This is a genomic window from Janthinobacterium sp. C22 (assembly GCF_057919405.1).
Genome location: NZ_CP193659.1, coordinates 5831724 through 5853482, shown reverse-complemented (window position 1 = coordinate 5853482; position 21759 = coordinate 5831724). Strand labels below are relative to the sequence as shown.

The 21759-nt window shown below is 59.5% G+C and carries 26 protein-coding genes and 1 pseudogene; 19 read left to right on the top strand and 8 right to left on the bottom strand.

All coding sequences use genetic code 11. The features are described 5' to 3' along the window. Positions 1 to 6: 6 nt before the first annotated feature. The 10 genes from ACRHIG_RS27530 to ACRHIG_RS27485 all read left to right on the top strand — a co-directional run bounded on the left by ACRHIG_RS27530 (position 7) and on the right by ACRHIG_RS27485 (position 9211). Positions 7 to 342 (top strand): UxaA family hydrolase, encoded by a 336-nt coding sequence (locus ACRHIG_RS27530; protein WP_489628573.1) that lies wholly within the window; start codon positions 7 to 9, stop codon positions 340 to 342. Next, the gene (locus tag ACRHIG_RS27525; protein ID WP_489628572.1) at positions 339 to 1562 is read left to right on the top strand and encodes a UxaA family hydrolase; all 1224 of its coding nucleotides are present in this window, start codon (positions 339 to 341) and stop codon (positions 1560 to 1562) included. Before ACRHIG_RS27530 ends, ACRHIG_RS27525 begins: the two co-directional genes overlap by 4 nt. Before the next feature lie 11 nt (positions 1563 to 1573). Continuing rightward, positions 1574 to 2590, top strand: a complete 1017-nt coding sequence (locus ACRHIG_RS27520) for an aldo/keto reductase (RefSeq protein ID WP_489628571.1) — start codon at positions 1574 to 1576, stop codon at positions 2588 to 2590. Next, positions 2587 to 3417: an amidohydrolase family protein gene (locus tag ACRHIG_RS27515; RefSeq protein WP_489628570.1), complete on the top strand. Its 831-nt coding sequence runs from the start codon at positions 2587 to 2589 to the stop codon at positions 3415 to 3417. Before ACRHIG_RS27520 ends, ACRHIG_RS27515 begins: the two co-directional genes overlap by 4 nt. Positions 3418 to 3531: 114 nt before the next feature. Next, entirely contained in the window at positions 3532 to 3861 is a 330-nt protein-coding gene (locus ACRHIG_RS27510) for an L-rhamnose mutarotase (protein WP_475417473.1), read from the top strand. Positions 3862 to 3936: 75 nt separating this feature from the next. Next, the gene (locus tag ACRHIG_RS27505; protein WP_489628569.1) at positions 3937 to 4692 is read left to right on the top strand and encodes an SDR family oxidoreductase; all 756 of its coding nucleotides are present in this window, start codon (positions 3937 to 3939) and stop codon (positions 4690 to 4692) included. A gap of 21 nt (positions 4693 to 4713) precedes the next feature. Beyond that, entirely contained in the window at positions 4714 to 5580 is an 867-nt protein-coding gene (locus ACRHIG_RS27500; protein WP_489628568.1) for a fumarylacetoacetate hydrolase family protein, read from the top strand. 81 nt (positions 5581 to 5661) lie between these two features. After that, on the top strand, positions 5662 to 7209 hold the full coding sequence (locus ACRHIG_RS27495; RefSeq protein WP_489628567.1) for a sugar ABC transporter ATP-binding protein: 1548 nt from the start codon (positions 5662 to 5664) through the stop codon (positions 7207 to 7209). Between the two features lie 4 nt (positions 7210 to 7213). Then, entirely contained in the window at positions 7214 to 8188 is a 975-nt protein-coding gene (locus ACRHIG_RS27490) for an ABC transporter permease (RefSeq protein ID WP_034759656.1), read from the top strand. Between the two features lie 60 nt (positions 8189 to 8248). Further along, a complete protein-coding gene (locus tag ACRHIG_RS27485) occupies positions 8249 to 9211 on the top strand; it encodes an ABC transporter substrate-binding protein (RefSeq protein ID WP_489628566.1) in 963 nt (320 codons plus the stop codon). Between the two features lie 222 nt (positions 9212 to 9433). Here ACRHIG_RS27485 and ACRHIG_RS27480 read toward each other — a convergent pair whose 3' ends face one another. The 3 genes from ACRHIG_RS27480 to ACRHIG_RS27470 all read right to left on the bottom strand — a co-directional run bounded on the left by ACRHIG_RS27480 (position 9434) and on the right by ACRHIG_RS27470 (position 11451). Next, entirely contained in the window at positions 9434 to 10378 is a 945-nt protein-coding gene (locus tag ACRHIG_RS27480; RefSeq protein WP_489628565.1) for an SMP-30/gluconolactonase/LRE family protein, read from the bottom strand. Positions 10379 to 10453: 75 nt separating this feature from the next. Next, the gene (locus ACRHIG_RS27475) at positions 10454 to 10696 is read right to left on the bottom strand and encodes an Imm32 family immunity protein (RefSeq protein WP_489628564.1); all 243 of its coding nucleotides are present in this window, start codon (positions 10694 to 10696) and stop codon (positions 10454 to 10456) included. Further along, on the bottom strand, positions 10693 to 11451 hold the full coding sequence (locus tag ACRHIG_RS27470; RefSeq protein WP_489628563.1) for a hypothetical protein: 759 nt from the start codon (positions 11449 to 11451) through the stop codon (positions 10693 to 10695). Before ACRHIG_RS27470 ends, ACRHIG_RS27475 begins: the two co-directional genes overlap by 4 nt. Positions 11452 to 11698: 247 nt before the next feature. On the opposite strand from ACRHIG_RS27470, the gene ACRHIG_RS27465 reads away from it, so the two are divergent. Continuing rightward, positions 11699 to 11941, top strand: a complete 243-nt coding sequence (locus ACRHIG_RS27465) for a hypothetical protein (protein ID WP_034781982.1) — start codon at positions 11699 to 11701, stop codon at positions 11939 to 11941. A gap of 441 nt (positions 11942 to 12382) precedes the next feature. Here the strand turns inward: ACRHIG_RS27465 and ACRHIG_RS27460 are convergent, their stop codons facing one another. Then, positions 12383 to 12622, bottom strand: coding sequence for a hypothetical protein (locus ACRHIG_RS27460; RefSeq protein WP_475417480.1), 240 nt, complete (start codon positions 12620 to 12622; stop codon positions 12383 to 12385). Between the two features lie 77 nt (positions 12623 to 12699). Between ACRHIG_RS27460 and ACRHIG_RS27455 the strand changes: the two genes are divergently transcribed. The 4 genes from ACRHIG_RS27455 to ACRHIG_RS27440 all read left to right on the top strand — a co-directional run bounded on the left by ACRHIG_RS27455 (position 12700) and on the right by ACRHIG_RS27440 (position 15726). Beyond that, a complete protein-coding gene (locus tag ACRHIG_RS27455) occupies positions 12700 to 14301 on the top strand; it encodes a diguanylate cyclase (protein WP_489628562.1) in 1602 nt (533 codons plus the stop codon). Between the two features lie 129 nt (positions 14302 to 14430). After that, positions 14431 to 15270, top strand: coding sequence for a hypothetical protein (locus ACRHIG_RS27450; protein WP_489628561.1), 840 nt, complete (start codon positions 14431 to 14433; stop codon positions 15268 to 15270). 13 nt (positions 15271 to 15283) lie between these two features. Continuing rightward, positions 15284 to 15541: a hypothetical protein gene (locus tag ACRHIG_RS27445; RefSeq protein WP_489628560.1), complete on the top strand. Its 258-nt coding sequence runs from the start codon at positions 15284 to 15286 to the stop codon at positions 15539 to 15541. Next, on the top strand, positions 15538 to 15726 hold the full coding sequence (locus tag ACRHIG_RS27440) for a hypothetical protein (RefSeq protein WP_489628559.1): 189 nt from the start codon (positions 15538 to 15540) through the stop codon (positions 15724 to 15726). The genes ACRHIG_RS27445 and ACRHIG_RS27440 overlap by 4 nt, the downstream gene beginning before the upstream one ends. Positions 15727 to 15777: 51 nt before the next feature. Here ACRHIG_RS27440 and ACRHIG_RS27435 read toward each other — a convergent pair whose 3' ends face one another. The 3 genes and pseudogenes from ACRHIG_RS27435 to ACRHIG_RS27425 form a co-directional block, all read right to left on the bottom strand. Then, positions 15778 to 16197, bottom strand: a complete 420-nt coding sequence (locus ACRHIG_RS27435) for a hypothetical protein (RefSeq protein WP_489628558.1) — start codon at positions 16195 to 16197, stop codon at positions 15778 to 15780. Next, positions 16194 to 16649 carry a hypothetical protein gene (locus tag ACRHIG_RS27430; RefSeq protein ID WP_489628557.1) on the bottom strand — a complete coding sequence of 152 codons (456 nt, stop codon included), beginning with the start codon at positions 16647 to 16649 and terminating at the stop codon, positions 16194 to 16196. Before ACRHIG_RS27430 ends, ACRHIG_RS27435 begins: the two co-directional genes overlap by 4 nt. Next, a pseudogene (locus ACRHIG_RS27425) lies at positions 16646 to 17185 on the bottom strand (PAAR domain-containing protein); the annotation flags it as partial. The gene ACRHIG_RS27430 and the pseudogene ACRHIG_RS27425, both read right to left, overlap by 4 nt. Positions 17186 to 17341: 156 nt before the next feature. Here ACRHIG_RS27425 and ACRHIG_RS27420 point away from each other — a divergent pair. From ACRHIG_RS27420 to ACRHIG_RS27410, 3 genes are all read left to right on the top strand, one after another. Next, positions 17342 to 17575 carry a hypothetical protein gene (locus tag ACRHIG_RS27420; protein WP_489628556.1) on the top strand — a complete coding sequence of 78 codons (234 nt, stop codon included), beginning with the start codon at positions 17342 to 17344 and terminating at the stop codon, positions 17573 to 17575. A 210-nt stretch (positions 17576 to 17785) separates the two neighbouring features. After that, the gene (locus ACRHIG_RS27415; protein ID WP_475415719.1) at positions 17786 to 18085 is read left to right on the top strand and encodes a hypothetical protein; all 300 of its coding nucleotides are present in this window, start codon (positions 17786 to 17788) and stop codon (positions 18083 to 18085) included. A gap of 75 nt (positions 18086 to 18160) precedes the next feature. Next, positions 18161 to 18673 carry a hypothetical protein gene (locus ACRHIG_RS27410; RefSeq protein ID WP_489628555.1) on the top strand — a complete coding sequence of 171 codons (513 nt, stop codon included), beginning with the start codon at positions 18161 to 18163 and terminating at the stop codon, positions 18671 to 18673. A 229-nt stretch (positions 18674 to 18902) separates the two neighbouring features. Here ACRHIG_RS27410 and ACRHIG_RS27405 read toward each other — a convergent pair whose 3' ends face one another. Further along, on the bottom strand, positions 18903 to 19205 hold the full coding sequence (locus tag ACRHIG_RS27405; protein WP_326458039.1) for an HNH endonuclease: 303 nt from the start codon (positions 19203 to 19205) through the stop codon (positions 18903 to 18905). A gap of 562 nt (positions 19206 to 19767) precedes the next feature. On the opposite strand from ACRHIG_RS27405, the gene ACRHIG_RS27400 reads away from it, so the two are divergent. Continuing rightward, entirely contained in the window at positions 19768 to 21627 is a 1860-nt protein-coding gene (locus ACRHIG_RS27400) for an ATP-dependent nuclease (RefSeq protein ID WP_489628554.1), read from the top strand. Positions 21628 to 21759: the final 132 nt, after the last annotated feature.

Sequence of the window (21759 nt, the reverse complement as noted above, 5' to 3'; positions counted from 1 at the left end):
TGCGCCATGAGCCTCGCTTCCCGGCCTGCCAGCCTGCTCCTGATGTCGCCCGAGGATAACTGCCTGATCGCGAGGACAGCATTGGCCTGCGGCGACGTCGTTGCCATCGACGGCTTGCCCGTCACCCTGGCGCAAGACATCCAGATCGGCCACAAGGTGGCGCGCCGCGCGCTGGCCGTGGGCGACAAGGTACTGCGCTACGGCGCCCTCATCGGCAGCATCACGGCTCCCGTCGCCATCGGCGAGCATATCCACACGCACAACCTGGCAAGCGACTACATCCCCACGTTTACCCTGGGCCAGGACGGCCACCATTTCCTGCACAAGGACGACCAAGCATGAACGCTCCCGTAACGACACCCGCCCTGTCGGGCTACCTGCGCGCCGATGGCCGCAAGGGCATCCGCAATATCGTGGTGGTGGCTTATATGGTCGAATGCGCGCACCACGTGGCGCGCCTGATGGTCAACGCGTTTCCCGGCCAGCCCGTGCACCTGATCGGCTTTACGGGCTGCTTCCCCAACGAATACGCGGACCAGGTGATGCGCCGCCTGCTGACGCACCCGAACGTGGGCGCCGTGCTGCTGGTGTCGCTGGGCTGCGAAGGCTTCAACAAATATGGCCTCTCCAGCGCCGTGGCCGACAGCGACCGCCCCGTACACACGATCACCATCCAGGAAAACAGCGGCACGCGCCCCAGCGTGAGCAGCGGCGTCGAATGGATAGGCTGGGCTCTCGATCACCTGGCGCGGCAGGAGCGCGTGCCGATGGGGATCGATGAACTGGTCGTCGCCACCATCTGCGGCGGCTCCGACAGCACCAGCGGCATCAGTGCCAACCCGGCCGTCGGTGTCGCCTTCGACACGCTGATCGCGGCCGGCAGCCCCTGCATCTTCGAGGAGACGGGCGAACTGGTGGGCTGCGAATACCACATGCAGCGGCGCGCCGTCAGCCCGGAGCTGGGCAATGCCATCGTCGACACCGTGGCCAAGGCCGCGCGCTACTACACCATCATGGGCCATGGCAGCTTCTCGCCGGGGAACGCCGATGGCGGCCTCACCACGCAGGAAGAAAAGTCGCTGGGCGCCTACGCCAAGAGCGGTTCCTCGCCCATCGTCGGCATTCTGAAGCCGGGAGACCAGCCGGCCGGCGGCGGCCTGTACCTGCTCGACGTGGTGCCGGACGGCGAGCCGCGCTTCGGTTTCCCGAACGTGTCGGACAACGCGGAAATCGTCGAACTCATTTCCTGCGGCGCCCACATCACCTTGTTCACGACCGGACGCGGCTCCGTGGTGGGCTCGGCGATTTCGCCCGTCATCAAGGTGTGCGCCAATCCGCAAACCTTCGAGCGCCTGGCCGACGACATGGATATCAACGCCGGCAAGATCCTCACGGGCGCAGCCACCTTGGAAGAGGTGGGCGCGGAGATCGTCGCCGCCGTGCTGAACGTGGCCAACGGAGAACTGAGCCGCTCGGAAGACCTGGGCCACCAGGAGTTCGTGCTGACCTATAAACAATTCGACGCGGTGGGGCCAGGATGCTTCCCCTTGCGCGCTGCTTGAGGGCCGGATTCATGGATGTCACACAATTGCGCAGCGTGCCGCGTGGCGGCCTGTCGCTGCCCTGCATCGGCATGGGCTGCGCGCCGCTCGGCGGTTTGTACCAGCCGGTCAGCGACGCGCAGGCACGCGCCACCCTCGATGGCGCCTGGGACGCCGGCGTGCGCTTCTTTGACACGGCGCCGTTCTACGGCTATACCCAGTCCGAGCACCGTCTCGGCGCGGCGCTGCGCGAGCGGCCCCGCGACCGCTTTGTCGTCAGCACCAAGGTGGGACGGCTGATGCGGCCCGACGCCTGCGTGCGCCCCGGCGACGACGGCTTTGCCGCGCCGCTGCCGTTCCGCCCCCATTACGACTACACGTATGACGGCGTGCTGCGTTCGCACGACGACAGCCTGCAGCGATTGGGGCTCGAGCGCATCGATATCCTGTTCGTGCACGATATCGGCAAGGCCACGCATGGCGAACGCGAGCAGCAATACTGGCGCCAGCTGACGACCGGCGGCGGCTTTCGCGCCCTCGATGAACTGCGCGCCGGCGGCCAGGTGAAGGCCGTGGGCCTCGGCGTCAACGAATGCGAGATCGTGCTGCGGGCGATGGCGGAATTCGACCTCGATTGCACCCTGCTGGCCGGCCGCTACACCTTGCTGGAGCAGTCTTCGTTGTCGCCATTGCTGGACCTGTGCGTGGAACGCGGCAACGCCATCGTGATCGGCGGCCCGTTCAACTCGGGCGTGCTGGCCGGGAACGGCAAATTCAATTATGCCGATGCGCCGGCCGCGATACTCCAGCGCGTGGCGCGCCTGGACGCCGTCTGCCGCGCATTCAACGTGCCGCTGCAGGCCGCCGCCCTGCAGTTTCCCCTCGCGCATCCGGCCGTCGTTTCCTGCATCCCGGGCGGCCAGGACCTGGCGCAGCTGCGGCAAAACCTCGACTGGTTCGCCACGCCCTTGCCGGACGCCTTGTGGACGGCCTTGCAGGAAGCTGGCCTGATCGACGCGCGCGCACCCGTGCCCAAGGGAGCCGCATGATGCGCATCGACGCCCACCAGCACTTCTGGCAACTGGCCGCGCGCGGCGGCAGCTGGCCGCCGCCATCCTTGGCCGCCATCCACCGCGATTTTGCTCCCGCCGACCTGGCGCCCCTGCTGGCCGAACATAGCATCGCTGGAACGGTGCTGGTGCAGTCGCTGCCGTCGTGCGCCGATACCGATTACCTGCTGGCGCTGGCGGACAAGACCAGCTTTATCCGCGCCGTCGTGGGTTGGACCGATCTGCTGGCGATGGATGCGCCGGCGGCGATTGCCCGCCTGGCATCGCACGGCAAGCTCAAAGGCCTGCGCCCGATGCTGCAGGATCTCGACGACGATGCATGGATCGCCGATCCCGCACTCGCGCCGGCGTTGACGGCCATGGCGGCACACGGCTTGCGGCTGGACGCGCTGGTGCTGCCGCGCCACCTGCCCGCGCTGCTGCGTTGCGCACGCGATTATCCGCTGCTTCCCATCGTGATCGACCATGCGGCCAAACCGCCGATCGCCGATGCCGTCTTCGGCTGCTGGCGCGAAGACATGGCGCAGCTGGCCGCGCTGCCGAACGTGCATTGCAAGCTGTCCGGGCTGGTGACGGAAGCGCGGCCCGGCTGGAACGTGGACGAGCTGCGCCCCTATGCCGCACATGTGCTGGACGTGTTCGGCCCCCGTCGCGTGATCTGGGGCAGCGACTGGCCGGTAGTCGACCTGGCAGGCGGCTATGCGGCCTGGCTGGCCGCCAGCGAGGCGCTGCTGGCGCATATCGATCAGCAGGACAGGGACGATATTTTCGGCCTCAATGCTTGCCGGTTTTATGGGCTTAAATGAGGTGGCTGGCTTGTCGGCTTACGCCGTGCCGGCTAAGCCGACCTACGAAACACCGCGATGCCAACTGTAGGTTGGCTTAGCCGGTACGGCGTAAGCCAACAAAAAGGAGCTGAAATGCAAAGAATGGGCATGGTCATCGGCATCGCGCCGGACCGCATCGCGGAATACAAGACCCTGCACGCCGCCGTCTGGCCGCAGGTGCTGGCCAAGCTGGCAGCCGCGCATGTCGGCAATTATTCGATTTTTTTGCGCGAGCCGGAAAACCTGTTGTTCGGTTACTGGGAATACCACGGCGAGGATTTTGAGGCCGACATGGCGGCCATCGCCGCCGATCCGGAAACGCAGCGCTGGTGGACCTTTTGCGCCCCCTGCCAGCAGCCGCTGGCCTCGCGCGCCGAGGGCGAGCACTGGGCGATGATGGAGCAGGTTTTCTACCTTGCTTAGCAAGAATCCGGGGTCAGACCCGCCGGGTCTGACCCCAGCAGTTAAGGTGTTGGGTTAAAAATAAAAGGAGACAACATGACCGCCAGACTACAAGGCAAAATCGCCTTGCTTACCGCCGCCGGCCAGGGCATAGGCCGGGCCACGGCCGAAGCGTTCGTGCGCGAAGGCGCCACCGTGATCGCCACGGATATCAACCAGGCCCAGCTCGACGCGCTGAAGGAAGCGACGGGCTGCGCCATCCGCCTGCTCGACGTGACCGATGGCGCGGCGATCACCGCGCTGGCCGGCGAGATCGGCCCCGTCGATATCCTGTTCAACTGCGCCGGCTTCGTCGATGGCGGCACCATTCTCGATTGCGATGATGCGGCCTGGGACCGTTCCTTCGACATCAACGCCCGCTCCATGTACCGGCTGATGCGCGCCGTGCTGCCCGGCATGCTGGCCAGGGGCGCCGGCGCCATCGTCAATATGTCGTCGGTGGCGTCGAGCGTGAAGGGCGCGCCGAACCGCTTTATCTACGGCACCTCGAAGGCGGCCGTGGTGGGCATGACCAAGTCGGTGGCCGCCGATTTCGTCACGCGCGGCATCCGCTGCAATGCGATCTGCCCCGGTACCATCGAGTCGCCCTCGCTGAAGGAACGCATTGCCGCCCAGGCGGCGGCGACGGGCGTGAGTGTCGATGAAGTGCAAGCCGCTTTCGTGGCCCGCCAGCCGATGGGCCGGGTGGGCAGGGCAGAGGAAATCGCCGCCCTGGCCGTGTATCTGGCTTCCGACGAATCCGCTTTTACGACCGGCATGACTCACGTCATCGATGGCGGCTGGTCAAATTAATCACTACAACGAGAGAACCACATGAAACTGATGCGTTATGGCGCCAAGGGCGCTGAAAAACCTGCCTTGATCGATGCTGACGGCGCCGTGCGCGACCTGTCCGGCGTGCTGCCCGATATTACGGCCGCGACCCTGGGCAAGGATGGCCTGGCGGCCCTGGCCGCCGTCGATATCGGCAGCCTGCCGGTGGTGGCCAACCCCGGCCGCATCGCGCCGCCTTGGCAGGGCGTGGGCAAGTTTTTATGCGTGGGCCTGAACTACGCCGACCATGCGGCCGAATCGGGCATGGCCGTGCCGTTTGAGCCGGTGCTGTTCATGAAAGCCACCAGCGCCATCATCGGCGCCAACGACGCCGTCGTGCTGCCGCAGGATTCGCAGAAAAGTGACTGGGAAGTGGAGCTGGGCGTGGTGATCGGCACCACCGCGCGCTATGTGAGTGAAGCGGAGGCGCTGTCGCACGTGGCCGGCTACTGCGTTGTCAATGACCTGTCCGAACGCGAATACCAGCTCGAGCGCGGCGGCCAGTGGGACAAGGGCAAGGGCTGCGATACCTTCGGCCCCATCGGCCCCTGGCTGGTCACAAGCGATGAAGTGGCGGACCCGCAAAACCTGGGCCTGTGGCTGGAAGTGAACGGCAAGCGCGTCCAGGACGGCAATACCAAAACGATGGTCTTTGGCGTGGCGAACCTGGTCAGCTACATCAGCCGCTTCATGACCTTGTACCCGGGCGACATCATCAGCACCGGCACGCCACCGGGCGTGGGCATGGGGCAGAAGCCGTCGGCTGTGTACCTGAAACCGGGCGACAGCATGCGCCTGGGGATCGAAGGCCTCGGCGAACAGCGGCAGACCGTGCATGCGTGGAATCCGCAGCTGATCGACAGTTAATACGGCAGCAGACCGGCGTGCCGCCAAGATGCTCAGACATCGGCGCGCCGGCCTATGGCAGTGGAGTGGAGGAGACACACCATGAATCAATCCGAAGAGATACTGGCGCTGAACAAGGTCAGCAAGCGCTTTCCCGGCGTGCTGGCGCTGGACAACGTCAGTTTCAGCCTGCGCAAGGGCGAGGCGCATGCGCTGTGCGGCGAAAACGGCGCCGGCAAGTCCACCCTGATGAAGGTGATGAGCGGCGTGTACCAGGCCGACGAGGGGGAACTGGTCTACAAGGGCAAGGTGTGCAGTTTTGCCAGCAGCGTGGATGCGGAGGCGGCCGGCATCGCCATCATCCACCAGGAACTGAACCTGATCCCGCACCTGAGCGTGGCGGAGAATATTTTCCTGGCGCGCGAACCGGTGCGCGGTATCTTCATCGACCGCAAGAAGATGCGCGCTGATGCGCAGGCGCTGCTGGACCGTTTAAAACTGCGCATCGACCCGCGCCAGCTGGTGAAAAACCTGTCCTGCGCGCAGCAGCAGATGGTGGAAATCGCCAAGGCGCTGTCGCTCAATACGGAAGTGCTGATCATGGACGAGCCCACGTCGTCGCTGACGGAAAGCGAGACGGGCCAGCTGTTCGACATCATCAATGAACTCAAGCGCAACGGCGTGAGCGTGGTCTACATCTCGCACCGGCTCGAAGAAATGCAGCACATCATCGACAGGGTGACGGTGCTGCGCGACGGGAAATTCGTCTGCACCGACGATTTTGCCAGCACCACGCTGGACGCCATCGTGGCCAGGATGGTGGGCCGCACCCTCGATGAAAAATTTCCCGACCGCGTCTCGACGCCGACGGCTGAAGTGCTGCTGCGCGTGAGCGATTTGCACCGCAAGGATGTCTTCGGCCCGCTGAGCTTTGACTTGCGGCGCGGCGAGATCCTCGGCTTTTCCGGCCTGATGGGCGCTGGCCGTACGGAAGTGGCGCGCGCCATCTTCGGCGCCGATCCGCTCACCGGCGGCGCGATCCACCTGGGCGACACGCAAGTATCGATCACCAGCCCCATCGACGCCATCGGACACGGCATCGCCTACCTGTCGGAAGACCGCAAGAGCCACGGCCTGGCGGTGCGCATGTCGGTGGCGGCCAACCTGACCCTGACGAATGTTTCGGCGCTGGCCAACCGTTTCGGCTTCATCGATTTCGCCAGGGAAGAGGCGGTGGCGCAGCAGTACATCGCTGCGCTGGGTATCAAGACGCCGACCTCGCAACAGGTCGCCCGCAACCTCTCGGGCGGCAACCAGCAAAAGATCGTCATCAGCAAATGGCTGTACCGCGAATCGAAAATCATCTTCTTCGACGAACCCACGCGCGGCATCGACGTGGGCGCCAAGTTCGCCATCTACCAGCTGCTCGACAAGCTCGCATCGGAAGGCATCGGCGTGGTGCTGATCACGTCCGAGCTGCCCGAGATCATGGGCATGACGGACCGCGTGGCCGTGTTTCATGAAGGGCGCATCAGCGGCATCGTCAATACGCGCGAGTCGTCGCAGGAAGAGATCATGCAGCTGGCGTCGGGGCGCGTAGCCAGTCCCGTTCCTGGCCAGACGGCAGTCCACCAAAAACAGAAAGCTTAAAAAAATGAATAAAGAACTGATCCAAAAATTCGCCGCGCTGGGCAGCCTGTCGCTGTTGCTGCTGGTGTTTTCCCTGACCAGCAACGCCTTTTTCTCCGTCAGCAACGGCATGAGCGTGGCCTTGCAAGTGACGTCGATCGCCTACCTGGGCATAGCCGCCACCTGCGTTATCATCACGGGCGGCATTGATCTGAGTTCCGGCTCCGTGCTGGCGCTGGCCGGCGTGGCCGCTGCGCTGCTGGTGAAAAGCGGCGTGCCCGTGCCGGTCGCCATGCTGGGCGGCGTCGTGGTGGGCGCCATGTGCGGCGCCGTCAACGGCTTTTGCATCACGCAGTTGAAACTGCCGCCCTTCATCGCCACCCTCGGCATGATGCTGATCGCGCGGGGCCTGGCGCTGCAGGTGACGGGCGCGCGCGCCATTTCCGGCCTGGGCGAGTCGTTCGGCGAACTGGGTAACGGCGTGCTGTGGCGCATCGAGCGAGACACGGGCGGCACCTTTCCCGAAGTCGTGTTTCCCGGCATTCCGTATCCGGTGGTGCTGATGGTGGTGATCGCCGTGGCCGTGTCCATCATGCTCAGCCGCACCACCTTCGGCCGGCATATCTATGCCGTCGGCTCGAATGCGGAAGCGGCGCGCCTGTCGGGCGTGAAGGTGGGTCGCGTGACCCTGCTGGTGTACACCCTGTCCGGCGCCCTGTCGGGCCTGACGGGCTGCGTGCTGATGTCGCGCCTGGTGACGGCGCAGCCGAACGAGGGCGTGATGTACGAACTCGATGCGATCGCCAGCGCCGTCATCGGCGGCGCCTCGCTGATCGGCGGCATCGGCACCATTTCCGGCACCGTCATCGGTTCCTTCGTCATCGGCATCCTGCGCAACGGCTTGAACATGAACGGGGTATCGAGCTTTATCCAGCAAATCATTATCGGACTGGTCATCCTGCTGACCGTCTGGATCGATCAGAAGCGCAACCGCGCCTGAAGCAGCAAGCAGTACGCCATGAAGTCAATCCACCAAATCTATAATTAAATGAGGACGACAATGAACACCTTCAAAGCCTTCAACACCGTCTTGCTCGGTCTGTTGACCGCAGCCTTTGCCCTGAGCGCCAGCGCCGCCTTCGCCGCCCCGGGCGAGATCGCCGTGATCGTCAAGACGACCAATTCCAACTACTGGCAAAACGTCAGGAAGGGCGCCACGGCCAGCGCCGCCGACGCCAGGGGCTACAGCCTGACCTTCCAGGGGCCGGCCTCGGAATCGGCCATCGCCGACCAGGTCAGCATGGTGGAAAACGCCGTCACGCGCAAGGTGGCCGGCATCGTGCTGGCCGCGTCGGACCCGGACGCGCTGGTGCCGGCCCTGAAGAAGGCATGGGAAGCGAAGATTCCCGTCGTGCTGATCGATTCGCTGGTGGCCGACAGCGGCAAGCGTTATTACCAGTCCTTCCTGTCGACCGACAATGAAGCGGCCGGCGAGCAAAGCGCCAAGGCCCTCATTTCGCAGGTCGGCAAGACGGGCAAGATCGCCGTGATGTCGTACGTGGCGGGCGCCGGTTCCGAGACGGGCAGGGTGGGCGGCTTCAAGCGCTACATCGAAAAGAACTCGCAGCTGCAGATCGTCGGCACGTATTACTCGCAATCGCAGATGGCCACGGCGCTGAACCAGACGACCGACGTGCTGGCCTCGAATCCGGACTTGAAGGGTATCTTCGGCGCCAACGAGCCGACGGCCGTGGGCATGGGCCGCGCCATCGCGCAGGCGGGCAAGGCCGGCAAGGTGATCGCCGTGGGCTTCGACGGCAATGAGGACCTGAAAAACTTCGTCAAGGACGGCACCCTGTATGCGACCGCCGTGCAGGGTTCGTATTCGATGGGCGCGCTGGGCGTGAAAACCCTCGTCAGCCTGATCGAAGGCAAGAAGGTCGCACCGTTCGTCAACACGGGCGTGGTGATCGTCACCAAGGTCAATGTCGACCAGCCGGAAGCGAAGAACGTTTTATATTGAGCCTCAGCTCATCTTCAGGCGCTGCTTCAATTCCTTGAGCAATCGTGGCATGGCGGGACCACGTCGGCTTGCTATTTGGTTCGTCGGCTTACGCCGTTCCGGCTAAGCCGACCTACCCGACCTACCCAGCCTGCGCATGCATCGTGGTGTAGAGTAGGTCGGCTTGGCGCGCAAGCGCGTAAGCCGACATCGCGCCATGCGCCGCCAGCACCATGTGGCTTGCTATTCGGTCTTGCGGCGCTCCTGCGCCCGCTGCCATTCTAGGCCCGGGCGGTCGACGCGGAATTGCAGCAGCCGTCCCTGCACCACTTCCGTCACGTAGGCCGTGCGGCCATCGGGGCCGCCGAAGGTGATGTTGCTGGGCTTGGCGCCGGGCACGCTGATCTCGCGCAAGATGCGGCCCTGCGGCGACAATTTGACGACGCTGCCCTTGCCGTAGCGCGTCACGTACAGGTTGCCGTCGACGTCCACGCGCATGCCGTCCATGCCGAAATCGTCGAACTTGATCAGCAATTGCTTGCCGCTCAGACTGCCGTCCGCAGCGATGTCATACATCCAGATATTGCGCTGCACGCTTTCATTTACATACAAAATCTTGCCATCGGGGCTCACTTCGATGCCGTTGGCCGTACCCATGGTATCGAGCGCCAGGGTCACCGTGCCGTCGGCTGCGATGCGCCACACGCGGCCCGTGTTTTCCTTCCAGTTCGGGTCGCTCGCATACAGCACGTCGTCGGCCGTGATGGCGATATCGTTCGGCTGCGTCATGCGCGGCTCGCGCGCGTGGATGGACAATGCGCGCGTGGCCGGATCGACCAGGTAGATCGTGTGTTCCATGTAGTCGGCCAAATACATCTGCCCCCGGCTGCCGAAGCGGATGCCGTTGGCGATGCTGGTACCGGGCAGGGTCAGGTAGACCTCGCCAGCGCCGCCGGGGCTGACCTTGCCGATGGTTTGCTGGCGCGCAAAGTTGACGGCATAGATATTGCCGTCCGCATCGACGGCCGGGCCTTCGATGCCCTTGGTAAAGGAATGCGGGGCGGTCAAGGTGGTGGCGAGGAACAGCGTTTCGTGCGCGGGCGGGCTGGCGCAGGCGGACAGGCTGGCCAGCGCGGCGGCCAGCACGGCGGCGCGCAGCGACGGCAGGGCGGTTCGGAAATCGGGCATCAAGGTTCTCTGTATGGCAAGGGTGGCGTATGTTACCCGACGCGCAGCAAGCGGGGCGCCATTCTCAGCCTCACCTCAGGCCGCCACGACGACGAGGTCGGGGAAGTCGTCCTGCCAGCCTTCCCACTCGTCTTGCAGATGGGCGTGCATGCCGGCCCGGTCTTGCGCCAGATCAAACGCGTCCGCGCTGGCCAGCAGAAAATGGGCAATGGCGCGCAAGGTGGCCGGGTCGGCCTGGATGGTCACGTCGGAACAGGGCAGGGGCCGTTCTGCGGCCTCGTCCTGCAGATAACAGTGCAGCGAGAAATGTGTGCTCATGAGCTTCGGTGGTTGATGTAGGCGCCCAGCATGGCGTGTGCGTTCAGTGCGGCGCGGGCCGCTTCCAGTTCCCCGGGCTGCAAGTACCAGAAGATCCAGCCGGCATGTTCTTCACAGCGGCCATGGGCTTGCATCGCAGCGCGCAGCGCTTGCCGGCGCCCGGGCGGCAGCGCATCCAGCCTGGCTTGCGTGAAACCATTGATGGGATAGACATCGCGCAGGTGCGCATCTTGCAACCCGCGCCGCTTGATGGCGGCCCAGTTATTTGCGGGGCAAGGCGTGCCAAAGGTCATCGGATGGGCCTCATCGAGCTGCCGGTAGCCGAGTGCGTAGCCGGTGCCATAGCCCTGCGTTTCAGCGTAGCAGTACACGTACTCGCAATGCTCAAACAGGCCGGGTATGGCCCGCGCACCGTCGAACAGCGGCGCCAGCGCAAGCTTGCTGGCGCGTATGGACAGAACCAGCTCCGAGTCTGACGAATACATGGCCTGCGCGTCGCAGTTGACGGCCTCGTCAGCTTCGTCGGGCGGCACGATACGCGGCGAAAGCAGTCCGATGCTGTTGGTCTCTGGCGCGAACAGCATCTTCTCGTAATTTCGCTGTGAGAACTTGACGATCTTGCCGCGCTTGTTACCGTAGCGCTCGACGGGTTCGCCGATGTGCGCGAACCAGGCGAACAGCTGCGCGCTGGCCGTGGAGGGAATAAAGGGGCAATTTTTCTTGAATTCGCCTACGAGGAAGTGATATTGGTCCATGTGTCGTTGGAGTGTATGGGCAACGCGCATGATGCCATGCGCGGAACCACACGGCTAGCGTGCGCACAGCAGGAATGGTGCCGGACGGGCGGGAGAGAAAAAGATGCACGGCAGGACGGCGCAACGGCCGGCTTGAGGCGTATGATGGAAATACGGATGTGGTTGCCGCAAGGCAGTGCGACCGGCACGCGACAGCACGTCCTGCAGGTTTTTTTCGTGGTTTTGGCAGTAACAACGAGGAGACATCATGGACAAACCCGAATTCATCCTGGCCGCCAAGGCCATGGAAACCCTTGAGATGTATCAAACGTTCTACGGCCATTCGCAGGAATACCAGGCGCACCAGCAAGAGGTATTGAAACTGCTGCGCCACAAGGGCGCCTCCCTGCTGGTGTCCGAACATGGCCCGGCGAAGTTTCTATTGGCGTTCGCCGATGCGCTGGAGGCGGCGGGCTTGCCGGGCGAGTATGTGCCGTTGAGTCGAAGGTAGGAGGGCTGCAGCGCCATGTGCCTGGCCTTGGTTCTACCAAAGTCAGGCAAAATTCAGGCTAGCAGATCGCTCCATGCATTCCTTTTCCCGTACGCAGATCGAGTCCGAAATAGCATGCGTATGCTGCTCCTTTTGTATGAGCGCAGGTAATGTCCCCCCTGCGCAGCTCCCGGTAGTCTGCCGAGGAGCTGCATGCCTGCTCCTGTTTCACGTCGGGCCCGATCTGGGTAAATAGTTCCCGTGCCAATTCCCCTTTGTCCATGATTGCCACTTTTCGGTCGTTTCGCGTGGGCGGCAGCATTTCGGACAAGGTTCCACCATAGATCTGATAGTCACCCCGCAAGGGCCGTGGTTCGCCATTCCAGACCGGCTGCTTGTCAGCGGCTTGCGACGGTGAGAATAGCGCGAGCGCCATGGTGCAGCATGCAAGCCGAGTATTCATCAGTGCTCTCTGATTTCAATGTGCAGATGGTTATCGTGCCCTTGCAGAGACCGGACTCGCCCACCGGCGATCGTCTTTTGCACCTCGCCATCGTTAAAGAAGACCTTGGTGACCATGGGATGTTGCAGAAACAGGCGTATCAATTTGATGGTGGCGTTCCGGTCATACACGTCATCAAAGCGCGACACGCGTGCGGACTGGCCTGCCAGTTTGTCTTTACGTAATGGGCGTATATCCATTCTTTTGTGACGAAGTGTGAGTATGTCGCTGCCTATTTGGTGCACACTTTGCCGGATATCAAACCGGGAGTGTATCCATGACCAGGTCACGCAGCTTGCCGCCACGATTGTTGGGAGCGGGCTTCCGGGGATTTTCCTTGCTGCCGCTGGCGATCGCATTTGTCGTGCTGGTGTGCCTGTCGCTCCTGGCGACCCAGTTATGGATGACCTTGCGTGCACGGGAAGTGCAACTGCATGAAGCTGCCCGTGAAAGTGCCAACCTGGCGCAATCCGTTGCCCAGCATGCCTATGACACCATCAAGGAGGCCGATACGGTGCTGGTCGGCCTGGTGGAGCGGGTGGAAACAGATGGTGTCTCCGATCTTGAACTGGCTCGCATCCATAAATTGCTGGTCACCCGCGTAGCCGAGCTGCCGCAACTGCACGGCATCTTCGTCTATGCCAGCGATGGCAGCTGGCTCGTGAACTCTCAGAAAACCTTGTTGAGCAATCTGAATAATTCCGATCGCGATTATTTCAACTACCATCGAACGCATGCTGACCGGGGGCCGTATGTCGGTCCTCCCGTGCGCAGCAAATCGACGGGACACTGGATTGTTACCGTGTCGCGGCGGATCAATATGCCTGACGGAAGTTTCGGCGGCGTGGTGCTGGCGACCATCGATATGCATTATTTCAGGCTGTTTTATGAACGTTTTGCGATAGGCGAAAAGGGCGCCATTTTCATTGCGAATCGCGCGGGTATTCTTTTATTGCGCAGGCCATTCGATGAGAGTTTGCTGGGGCGCGATCTTTCTCAGTTTCCCTTATTTCATGATTATTTACCGAAAAGCCCCGTCGGCACGGCCGTGATCAAGTCGAGAGTCGATGGCGTGACGCGTATCAATAGCTATCGAAGAGTCGAAGAATATCCGCTGGTGGTCTCTGCCGCATTGTCACAGGATGAAGTCCTCGCTGCATGGCGCCTCGATACGTTGATGCAAAACGCCGTGGGCGGGATGCTGGTACTGTTGATCGCGTTTATCGGATACCGCGTGGTGCGGCTGATCGATTTGCGGGTAAAAAGCGAGGCAGGACTGGTCGAGGCGCGCAACGAGTTGGAATTGATCAATGAAACCCTGGCCCGCCTTGCCAGCCAGGATGGATTGACAGGGCTGGCGAACCGGCGCCACTTCGATCAGTCGCTGCTTGCCGAGTTCAGCCGTGCGCAGCGTGAAAATAGCTCACTTGGACTGGTGTTGATCGATGTCGACTTCTTTAAACAATACAACGATATCTATGGTCATGTGGCCGGTGACGAATGCCTGAGAAAACTCGGCAAAGTGGTGGCCTACAGCATGCGCAGGCCGGGCGACCTTGCGGCACGCTATGGCGGCGAGGAAATGGTCATTTTATTGCCGGGGACGGATCTGCCGGGCGCATTGAGGGTGGCGGAAGACGTCCGCCAGGCCATGCAATCGCTGGGAATCGAGCATCGGGGCAATCCTCTCGGCGTGGTGACGGCCAGCGTCGGCGTGGCGGCGTTGATGCCGACGTACCTGGAAAACCAGGCGGTCGAGTTGGTTGAGCTCGCGGATAAGGCACTCTACAAGGCCAAGGCATCGGGGAGAAACCGGGTCTGCTATGCGTCTGCTTGCGACAGTGCCGAGCAGGCTGCGACGGCTTTGGCGTTTCGATAGCCTTTGATGAAGGCTGATGGCGCTGCGTCGGGTTTGCCCTGCGCTGCGCGTGCGCCAGCCTTGTCCATGTACAATCGGCAACATCCGGATCGACGTATCCGCCCCTTGATTGCGGAGCATGCCCCGAAGGTGACAAAAACATTGCAAACCTGGCTGTTGGCCTGGCGGCAAGCCTTCACGTGCGTCGGCCTGGGGCTGCGCGATACTCGTCATGGGGGACTGTGGTGGCGCTCCGCGCTGTGGTGCATGGCGGTCGTGGCGCTGTGGCTGGGACTGTATAGCTATTTCGGCCGTTTTTTTGTCGAACTCGGCGCCATGCTGGCGTTGGTGTCCGTCACCGGCTTGCTGGGCCTGGGCGTGATGGATGGCGTCGGGACACTGGCCAACGGGCCGGCCACCATCTCGCAGATGGGCAATATCGCCGGCGGTCTGGGCAGCGCCGCCAAAGCCATGCTGTCGATAGGCCAGATCGCCCTGGCGCTGCTGGCGCTGGCTGCATTTTTCTACGTGATGGTCTTTATCGTCGGTGCCATCGGCACGGCGCGCTTGCCGCTGCGCTGGCTGTTGCTGGAACGCGCCAAGGCCGTGGCGGCGCGCCGCTATGCCGCGTGGCAGGCGCCGGCCGGCGTGCAACTATCCGCCGCGCGCCCCGCCTGGCGGCGGCGCCTGTTGCTGCTGCTTTCCCTGCTGATCCCCGTGTGGGCCATGTGCGTACTGATTGCGTACTTGCTGGCCTGGAACGTCCAGGCGATCTACGGCGCGGCGGCCGAAGGTGTGCTTGGCGCGGATCGGCAAGCGGCGCTGCGCCGCGAGCAGCGTCCGGCGATTGTTGCCCTGGGCCTGCTGCTGTGCTTGCTGATGCTCGTCCCGGTCCTCAATTTATTGGTGCCAGCCTTGCTGTGCAGCAGCGTGTGCCACTTGCAGCGCCGCGGCTGGCGTGCAGCGGACACATCAATCAACCTGGAGTGAACAAGGAGTGAACATGAGTCAACACGCAAGTCGCGGCACCCTCGAGCGCGCCATTCAAATCGCCGCCGCCACCCATGCCGGCCAGACAGACAAGGGCGGCGCGCCGTACATTTTGCACCCCTTGCGCGTGATGCTGCGCGTCGCCCCCGGCGCCCAGCAGATCGTCGCCGTGCTGCATGACGTGGTGGAAGACAGCGACGGCAAAGTCACCTTCGACGACCTGGCGCACGAAGGATTTTCCCGGAAGTCATCGACGGCGTGCGCGCCGTGACCAAGGTCGAGGGCGAATCATACGAGGACTTCATCGCCCGCGCGGCCTTGAACCCGGTCGGCAAGGCCGTCAAGCTGGCGGATCTGGCTGAGAATAGTGACTTGTCGAGGATAGAGGAGCCGACGCAGAAGGATATGGAGCGGGTAGCAAAGTATCGAAGGGCTATTAAGCAACTCATATCGTAGCAATGATTTTTTCATGCCGAGATCGTATCCGAGTGGATCTGGCCCCCGGGATCACCGGGTACGGGCAAGAGCCTTGCGGATGGCTTGCTCGATGGGACGGTCTATCAGTGCCAGGACGATGACCACGACAGCGGTAACAATCAGTCCCTCGAGTAAAGCTGGATCCGGGAAAAGTTGCTGATTGGCGATAGGAGCGGGCACTGTTGCACGCTTCCAGAGAAGCAGCGCCAGGGCGGCGCCAGCGGCGAGCAGCATCGCCGGTCGACGATGGTGCAAGCGGGCGATCTGCCCCATCAGCAGCAGCGCGATACCCCACGCAAAAGGATAGAAGCCGTGATCGAACAAGATCATGCGCTCATCATAGTATGCGCCGGTGTACCAGGCAAAACGGGAGAAGCCGAAAAGACCATAAGCGACGAGGGCCACTGCCAGCACGAGGAAACTGGAGGAAAGCAGGCGAGCAATTTTCATGGTTGGGATTTCTTTGCCAATGCTTCGAGATCGCGTTCGGCCAGATGGCGCTTCTGCTTGGTGACTTGGATAATCTTGCCTTTGCTGAAGATAACTCGCTGGCCATGCCTGTAATCCTGCTCACTATTTTTTTCGCCGCCGCCATTGATGTTCGGGTTGGCCTGGTCGGCGTGACCGATAACAACGGACGCAGACTTGCCCGCTTTGGCAAGTTGCGTCGAGAAGTCCGCCGTGATGCTTGATAATGTCTTGGGCCACCCGGATCTGGTGCTGCTCAATGGTGCTGGACTTGTCGCTTGCTTTGTAAGCTTTGATGACATTGCGAGTGGCCCGGCGCTATTGTCGCCTGGTGTTGCTGCGCCACCCCATAAAAGTAAGCGAACTTTACGTTTGTAGGGGACGGGAACGACGGACTCCTTTTCATAGTTAGTCTTGACCTTGTCGAGCATCATGCCCCCTGTTTTTTCTTTTCGGCGTCTTCGCCAAAATAAACGGACAATTCCTCTGGCTGGTAGGTCGCCACCCGTTCGCATAAACCATCTTCATCGGTGAGGCTGGTGTAGACTGAACCATCGGGAGCTTCGATGTAATAGGCAAGTTCCGGGATCGGCTCGCCCGTCTTGTGATCAACGACCCGTATCTGTTCATCCGGGCTATCGTCCGGGAATTTTGCCAAAGCCGAGGCTGCGGCACCAGCAGCAGCCACCAGTGCCGGGGTGGCGGCAGCTTTCGAGGACCCCGCACCCGCGTCGCCGCTGCTCCACTCCACCGTATCGGTAAACTGTGTAGGGTTGAGAGTCGCGCCGCAAGCGGTCTTCATGCCTGCCACGGTGACGCCCCTCCCGTACAGGATCGTGGTGAGGACGCCCTCGGCAATGGGGAAGATGCCTTTGCACTTGGGACATTGAACTTTGTGTCCGATATAAGCGATGGCCTGGCCCAGGCATATGTCCGTCGTCGAGCCTTCCAGCACAACGCCGCCATGGCTTGTCGGGTCACCCTAGCGTATGATTTCACCGGCCATGAGTGTCCCAATTTTTAGTATCATTAAATATAGCATATTTACTAATTACATTAGCTTTAAGCTGGTGTTCGGTTAATTTGGGCCATTTTGGAACGCAGGGAGTGGGATATAGAAAAACACATGCCTGAAGACATCTACGTTGGGGAGGACGGTGAGTCGTGGCTTTACCGTTTTCCGGACGAGCTGACGAGCCTTCTCGCAAACTCAAGTGCGGATGGGTTGGAGAGCGCATCAGAGCAATGGGCAAAAATTGAAGAGATCGACTGTAATGCAGCAGATTTGCGACCGCTCTTGAAGGATTTTCAATCGCTCGCACGGCAGGCCGCCACCACGGGACAGTCCATTTATCTTTAGGGCTGTCTCTAAGGCGTCTTTGTGGCAACCGTACCATCGCTGAAAGATCCGCGTTGGGGCGGACACTCGCCAATTCGTCTGGTCGCACAGGTTCCGTAGTGCAGACTCAAGCCGGCGACGTAGTGGCAAGCGATAATTGGCTGCTGGATTTAAGCCCCTCGCTGTTTTAATCTCTGGGCCCGCTGGCTCAGCTACAAGTCAGGTTGCGACATGGAGCATTCGTTTTCACGCTTGATAATTGCGGCTGGTGTGGCTTGTTTAGTCATGGGCATGGCCGCTATTCAACAAATGCGGCTTAATCGTCCCATCGGTAAAGTAAAATATTTTCTGCTTAAATTAGCGGCGTTAGTCTGGCTAGTGAGTGGACTATTTGTCGGAACGCTCTACAGTCACGGAGTCGATGTGGCGTGGTACATTTTTGGTGTCGCCGTTAGCCTGGCCGGATGTGCCGTTGCAGGCATTGTGGTGTTTGCTTGGCCTTTTTTCACAGGACGTAAGCCGGACAGTTAATATACTTTATGAAGTTGCATCACTTATGAATTTAGTTGCAGACCGACATCTTTACGCTATATGCAAACCGATTCTATGAACCAAACTCTTGGCTTTGCCTCACTAATTGGCTTTGCAAGCGCACTGATTGTGCACATTGCGGCATTGATGGGAGTCAATGTGCCTGATAAGTTTCCTGCGATCTGGTGGCTGCACGTCGGCATTTTCGTTGTGTTCATTCCGTTTGTCTTCTCCAGTCGAAAGTCACTCGGCCCCAAACCAACGTTCGCTGAACTACGCGCAGCTTTTCCAAAGTGGGTGGTCGGACTGGGACTCTGTATTTCTGCTTACGCATTGGTGAATTTTGCACTCTTCATGATGAAAGCGGCGGGCGGCAATCCTTCGATCGTTGACGGGAAATTTGTGCTATTGAACCGTGGAAATTTCATTCGCGAACTGACCGCCGTGGAGTATTCCACTTTCAAGGTAAATCAAGTGCGTGGTTTCTCCGGGCACTGGCTAGTGTTCTACTTTGTGCCATTTGCGTATTTTATGTTCTATAAGAGATCTGAACCATTCAATTCGACGCCTTCGGCGCGGCTGCATTGATGCATGGGATTTTTCTGTCCAAGTGGCCGTATCAAGCAATACTGATGGCGGTAACGACGCCGAAACTGTCGCAGTCCAGGCGCCATCAATCGTCATGACCCGAAAACACAATGAGACTGGGCTGCCGAGGTCGCTGTTATGAAGTCCGGCCTGCCCGGACGTGTGGGGTGGAAGCGGACGGAGCCGATTAGCGCTGCGAATCGCCATCAGTAGCCTAAGGCCGCGATCCTCAGCGCGGGAATTTATACCGTACCAGCAGCGTAGGTCCTTTGCCGCCGGGTGGCGTCAGCAGTATCTCGTCACCCGGCTGCATCTCTTCATACATTACCGTGCAACAGGTCGGCATCGAGTGGCCGCGCGCGGGATAAACGCCAACGTCGGTGTGCAGGTTCGCAGCGCGGACGTCCACGCTGGTCTCGCCGGCCTTTCCTGCTTCTTTCAGCAGCTTGCGCAGTGCGGTGACGAAGTCCCCTTTGCTGAGTCTGGCCGGTGCCTGGTTTGTTTGCGGGCGAGCGCTTGCGTCGTTTTTCATGCGATTTCCTTCAGTGTGTACATTCCCGCCACTATATCATTGGCCCCTGATGGAGCGAGCGGAGCGAGGGTCACGGAGCGAGGGTCAGGTCCGGCATTCGCACACAGTCTGAGCCGCTAAGGTTGTTGTTAGGAAAAACCGCCTGCGGCGCAAGAGCTAGCCGGAAGAATCGGAGAGGGTTGCGTTTGCAGGCGCAACCCGGTTTTGCGGCGCCGAGCTGCGCTCGCCGAAGGCCCCGCAAAACCCCCGCGCCCGTACCGGACGCGGATTCGACGCCCGCGTTCTGCATGCATGGAATAAATAAAAAGGGCCTCCCCGCCAAAACGGGGAAGCCCTTTTATTTATTCAGTGGTGGAGACGGCGGGAATCGAACCTACCGTAAACTTAGATTTTTCAGGTATTTTGAGGGTTTTGCTGTCAAAATGTAAGCAATCTTGCATTCAGGGTAGCCGTTGGTTCGAAGCCAGAATTTTATCGCATCGAGAAATTATTGCTCGCAACACTATACTGGAGTACTGCAAAAATTCGAACGTCCCTTCATTTTTTATATGGAGCACTAGCTGTGACCTTTCCGTTAAAAATTACATCAATCGTAAGCAGCTACAATGGTAAGTTGACAAGAAATTTAACTCTTCATAAGGGCCTCACTGTCCTTCTTGGGCCAAACGGCTCAGGTAAAACGCATATTCTTCGCGGTCTCAAGAATAGCTTTGTAGAGCTGGCTGTAGGCAAGAAAGTTCGTTTTTTATCGGCAGGGCGAATGGGAATGCTGGAGCAATATAGGTCCGATTACGACGGTCACCGTGGCGGCGTTCCACGGTACGAGCATGCAATCTATGGAAGCAAAAGCGACTCAGCAAGACGGCATCAAACCGAGACAATCAGTGGCGATTTTCAGACTTTGGCCCAACGTGCTGATATTCTAGTGAAAATTCAGGAACGCCTTCGAAAACTCTTCAATCGAGATCTGTTGATTGAATGGGATGCAGGACATCTAAAGATCCTGTTCTCTCGTCTTGATATCGCAGCTGAACCTTACTCATCAGGGCGTGAAGCCTCCGGATTAATGCAACTCGTAGGAGTTTTATCTGCGCTATATGATGATGAAGTGGGAGTGCTTTTGCTAGATGAGCCAGAGGTTTCACTACATCCACAATTGCAAGCATTTCTTCTGAAAGAGATTATTGGTGTCGCCGGACATCCGTCTGAAGGCGGGAATAAGAAAATCGTGATCATTGCAACGCACTCAACTGAAATGGTTCAGATTTCTCGTCCCGACGACTTATTGTCACTGGTCTTTTGCTATGACCTAAATTCTAACCCTATTCAAATTGATCCAGATGCTGGAGAGTTAAAGAATAGGAAAGTTCAGGGGTTAATCGCTCGACTTGGTCAAGAGCATAAGCTTTCATTATTTTGCAAACAGCCTCTTTTAGTTGAGGGGCCATCAGATGCAATGATATGTAGTGCTCTCTCAAATAAAGCCGATATGCATTTGGAAGCTGCCGGGTCGCAACTGCTTCCCGTAATTGGCAAGGGGCAAATGCCAGTTGTTGCGAAATTACTTCGATTACTTGGAAAAGCGCCAGTGTCGCTAGCTGATGCCGATGGAATTGCTGACGGTCTTGAGTTAGTTAATCAGTTTTTAATTGATTGCGATTCGGCCAATAGGGTTGCAAAAAGTATTGGGTTTGCCACAGCAACTGCAATGGCAAATGGTATTTATGGCGACTTCTGCAAACTTGTTTATAGTCGTTGGCCTGAAATTTCAGCACTTGCTGAGTTGCATCCGTATTGGTTAAACAGAAAATCCGGGGAGGATGAGCTTGCTAAACGTCGAGCAGCTTTCTGTACACTCTTCACCACTATTGATAGCAGCCTAGTCTCATTAGCAAAAGATGAAGAGTGGGTGTCTATGAAAATGAGAATGAGTGCACTTCTGGATATGCTGGAGAAATCAGGACTTTTCTTTCTGCGTAGAGGATCGATAGAGTCCTACTACCAGAAATCAGATCAGTTCACTTCAATTGGGAAGCCAAGTGCAGCAGCAGATGAAATGGAATACATCAATCAAATCGATAAGGAATCGCTTCAAGAACCATATGCAGATATACTGCGGTGCATAAAGTTTTCTTCAAATTCTGAACCTATATGTGAAGCTGATGCCTTGAGAGATTTATTGCTTGCTGTTGCTGCACCAGCACATGCAAGGTTTAAAGCGGGTACGTATGTTGGAGATTTTAATGTGCTAGCTAGAACAATATTGGGAGATCGTTCAAAAATATTTAATATTGAAGTTAAGGAAGATTTTCTGGTAATTTCTATTGCCAGTAAAATTCTAGAAATAGATGGATTTCCGCTTTTTATTTCGAAAGATGCTGATCCTAGCAGAATTATTAGTCAGGCGTTTGCGCGCATTTAATAGTCCTGCTGTCAAGCGGATGCTTGGTGGTAAAGCTGAAAAGAGTCTATGATTCCTAGACTCTGTTAGCTTAGGTTAGTCCGCGCTGGGAGTTTTCAATCACTTAGTTGAGATAAGTAATTTTGAATAGAA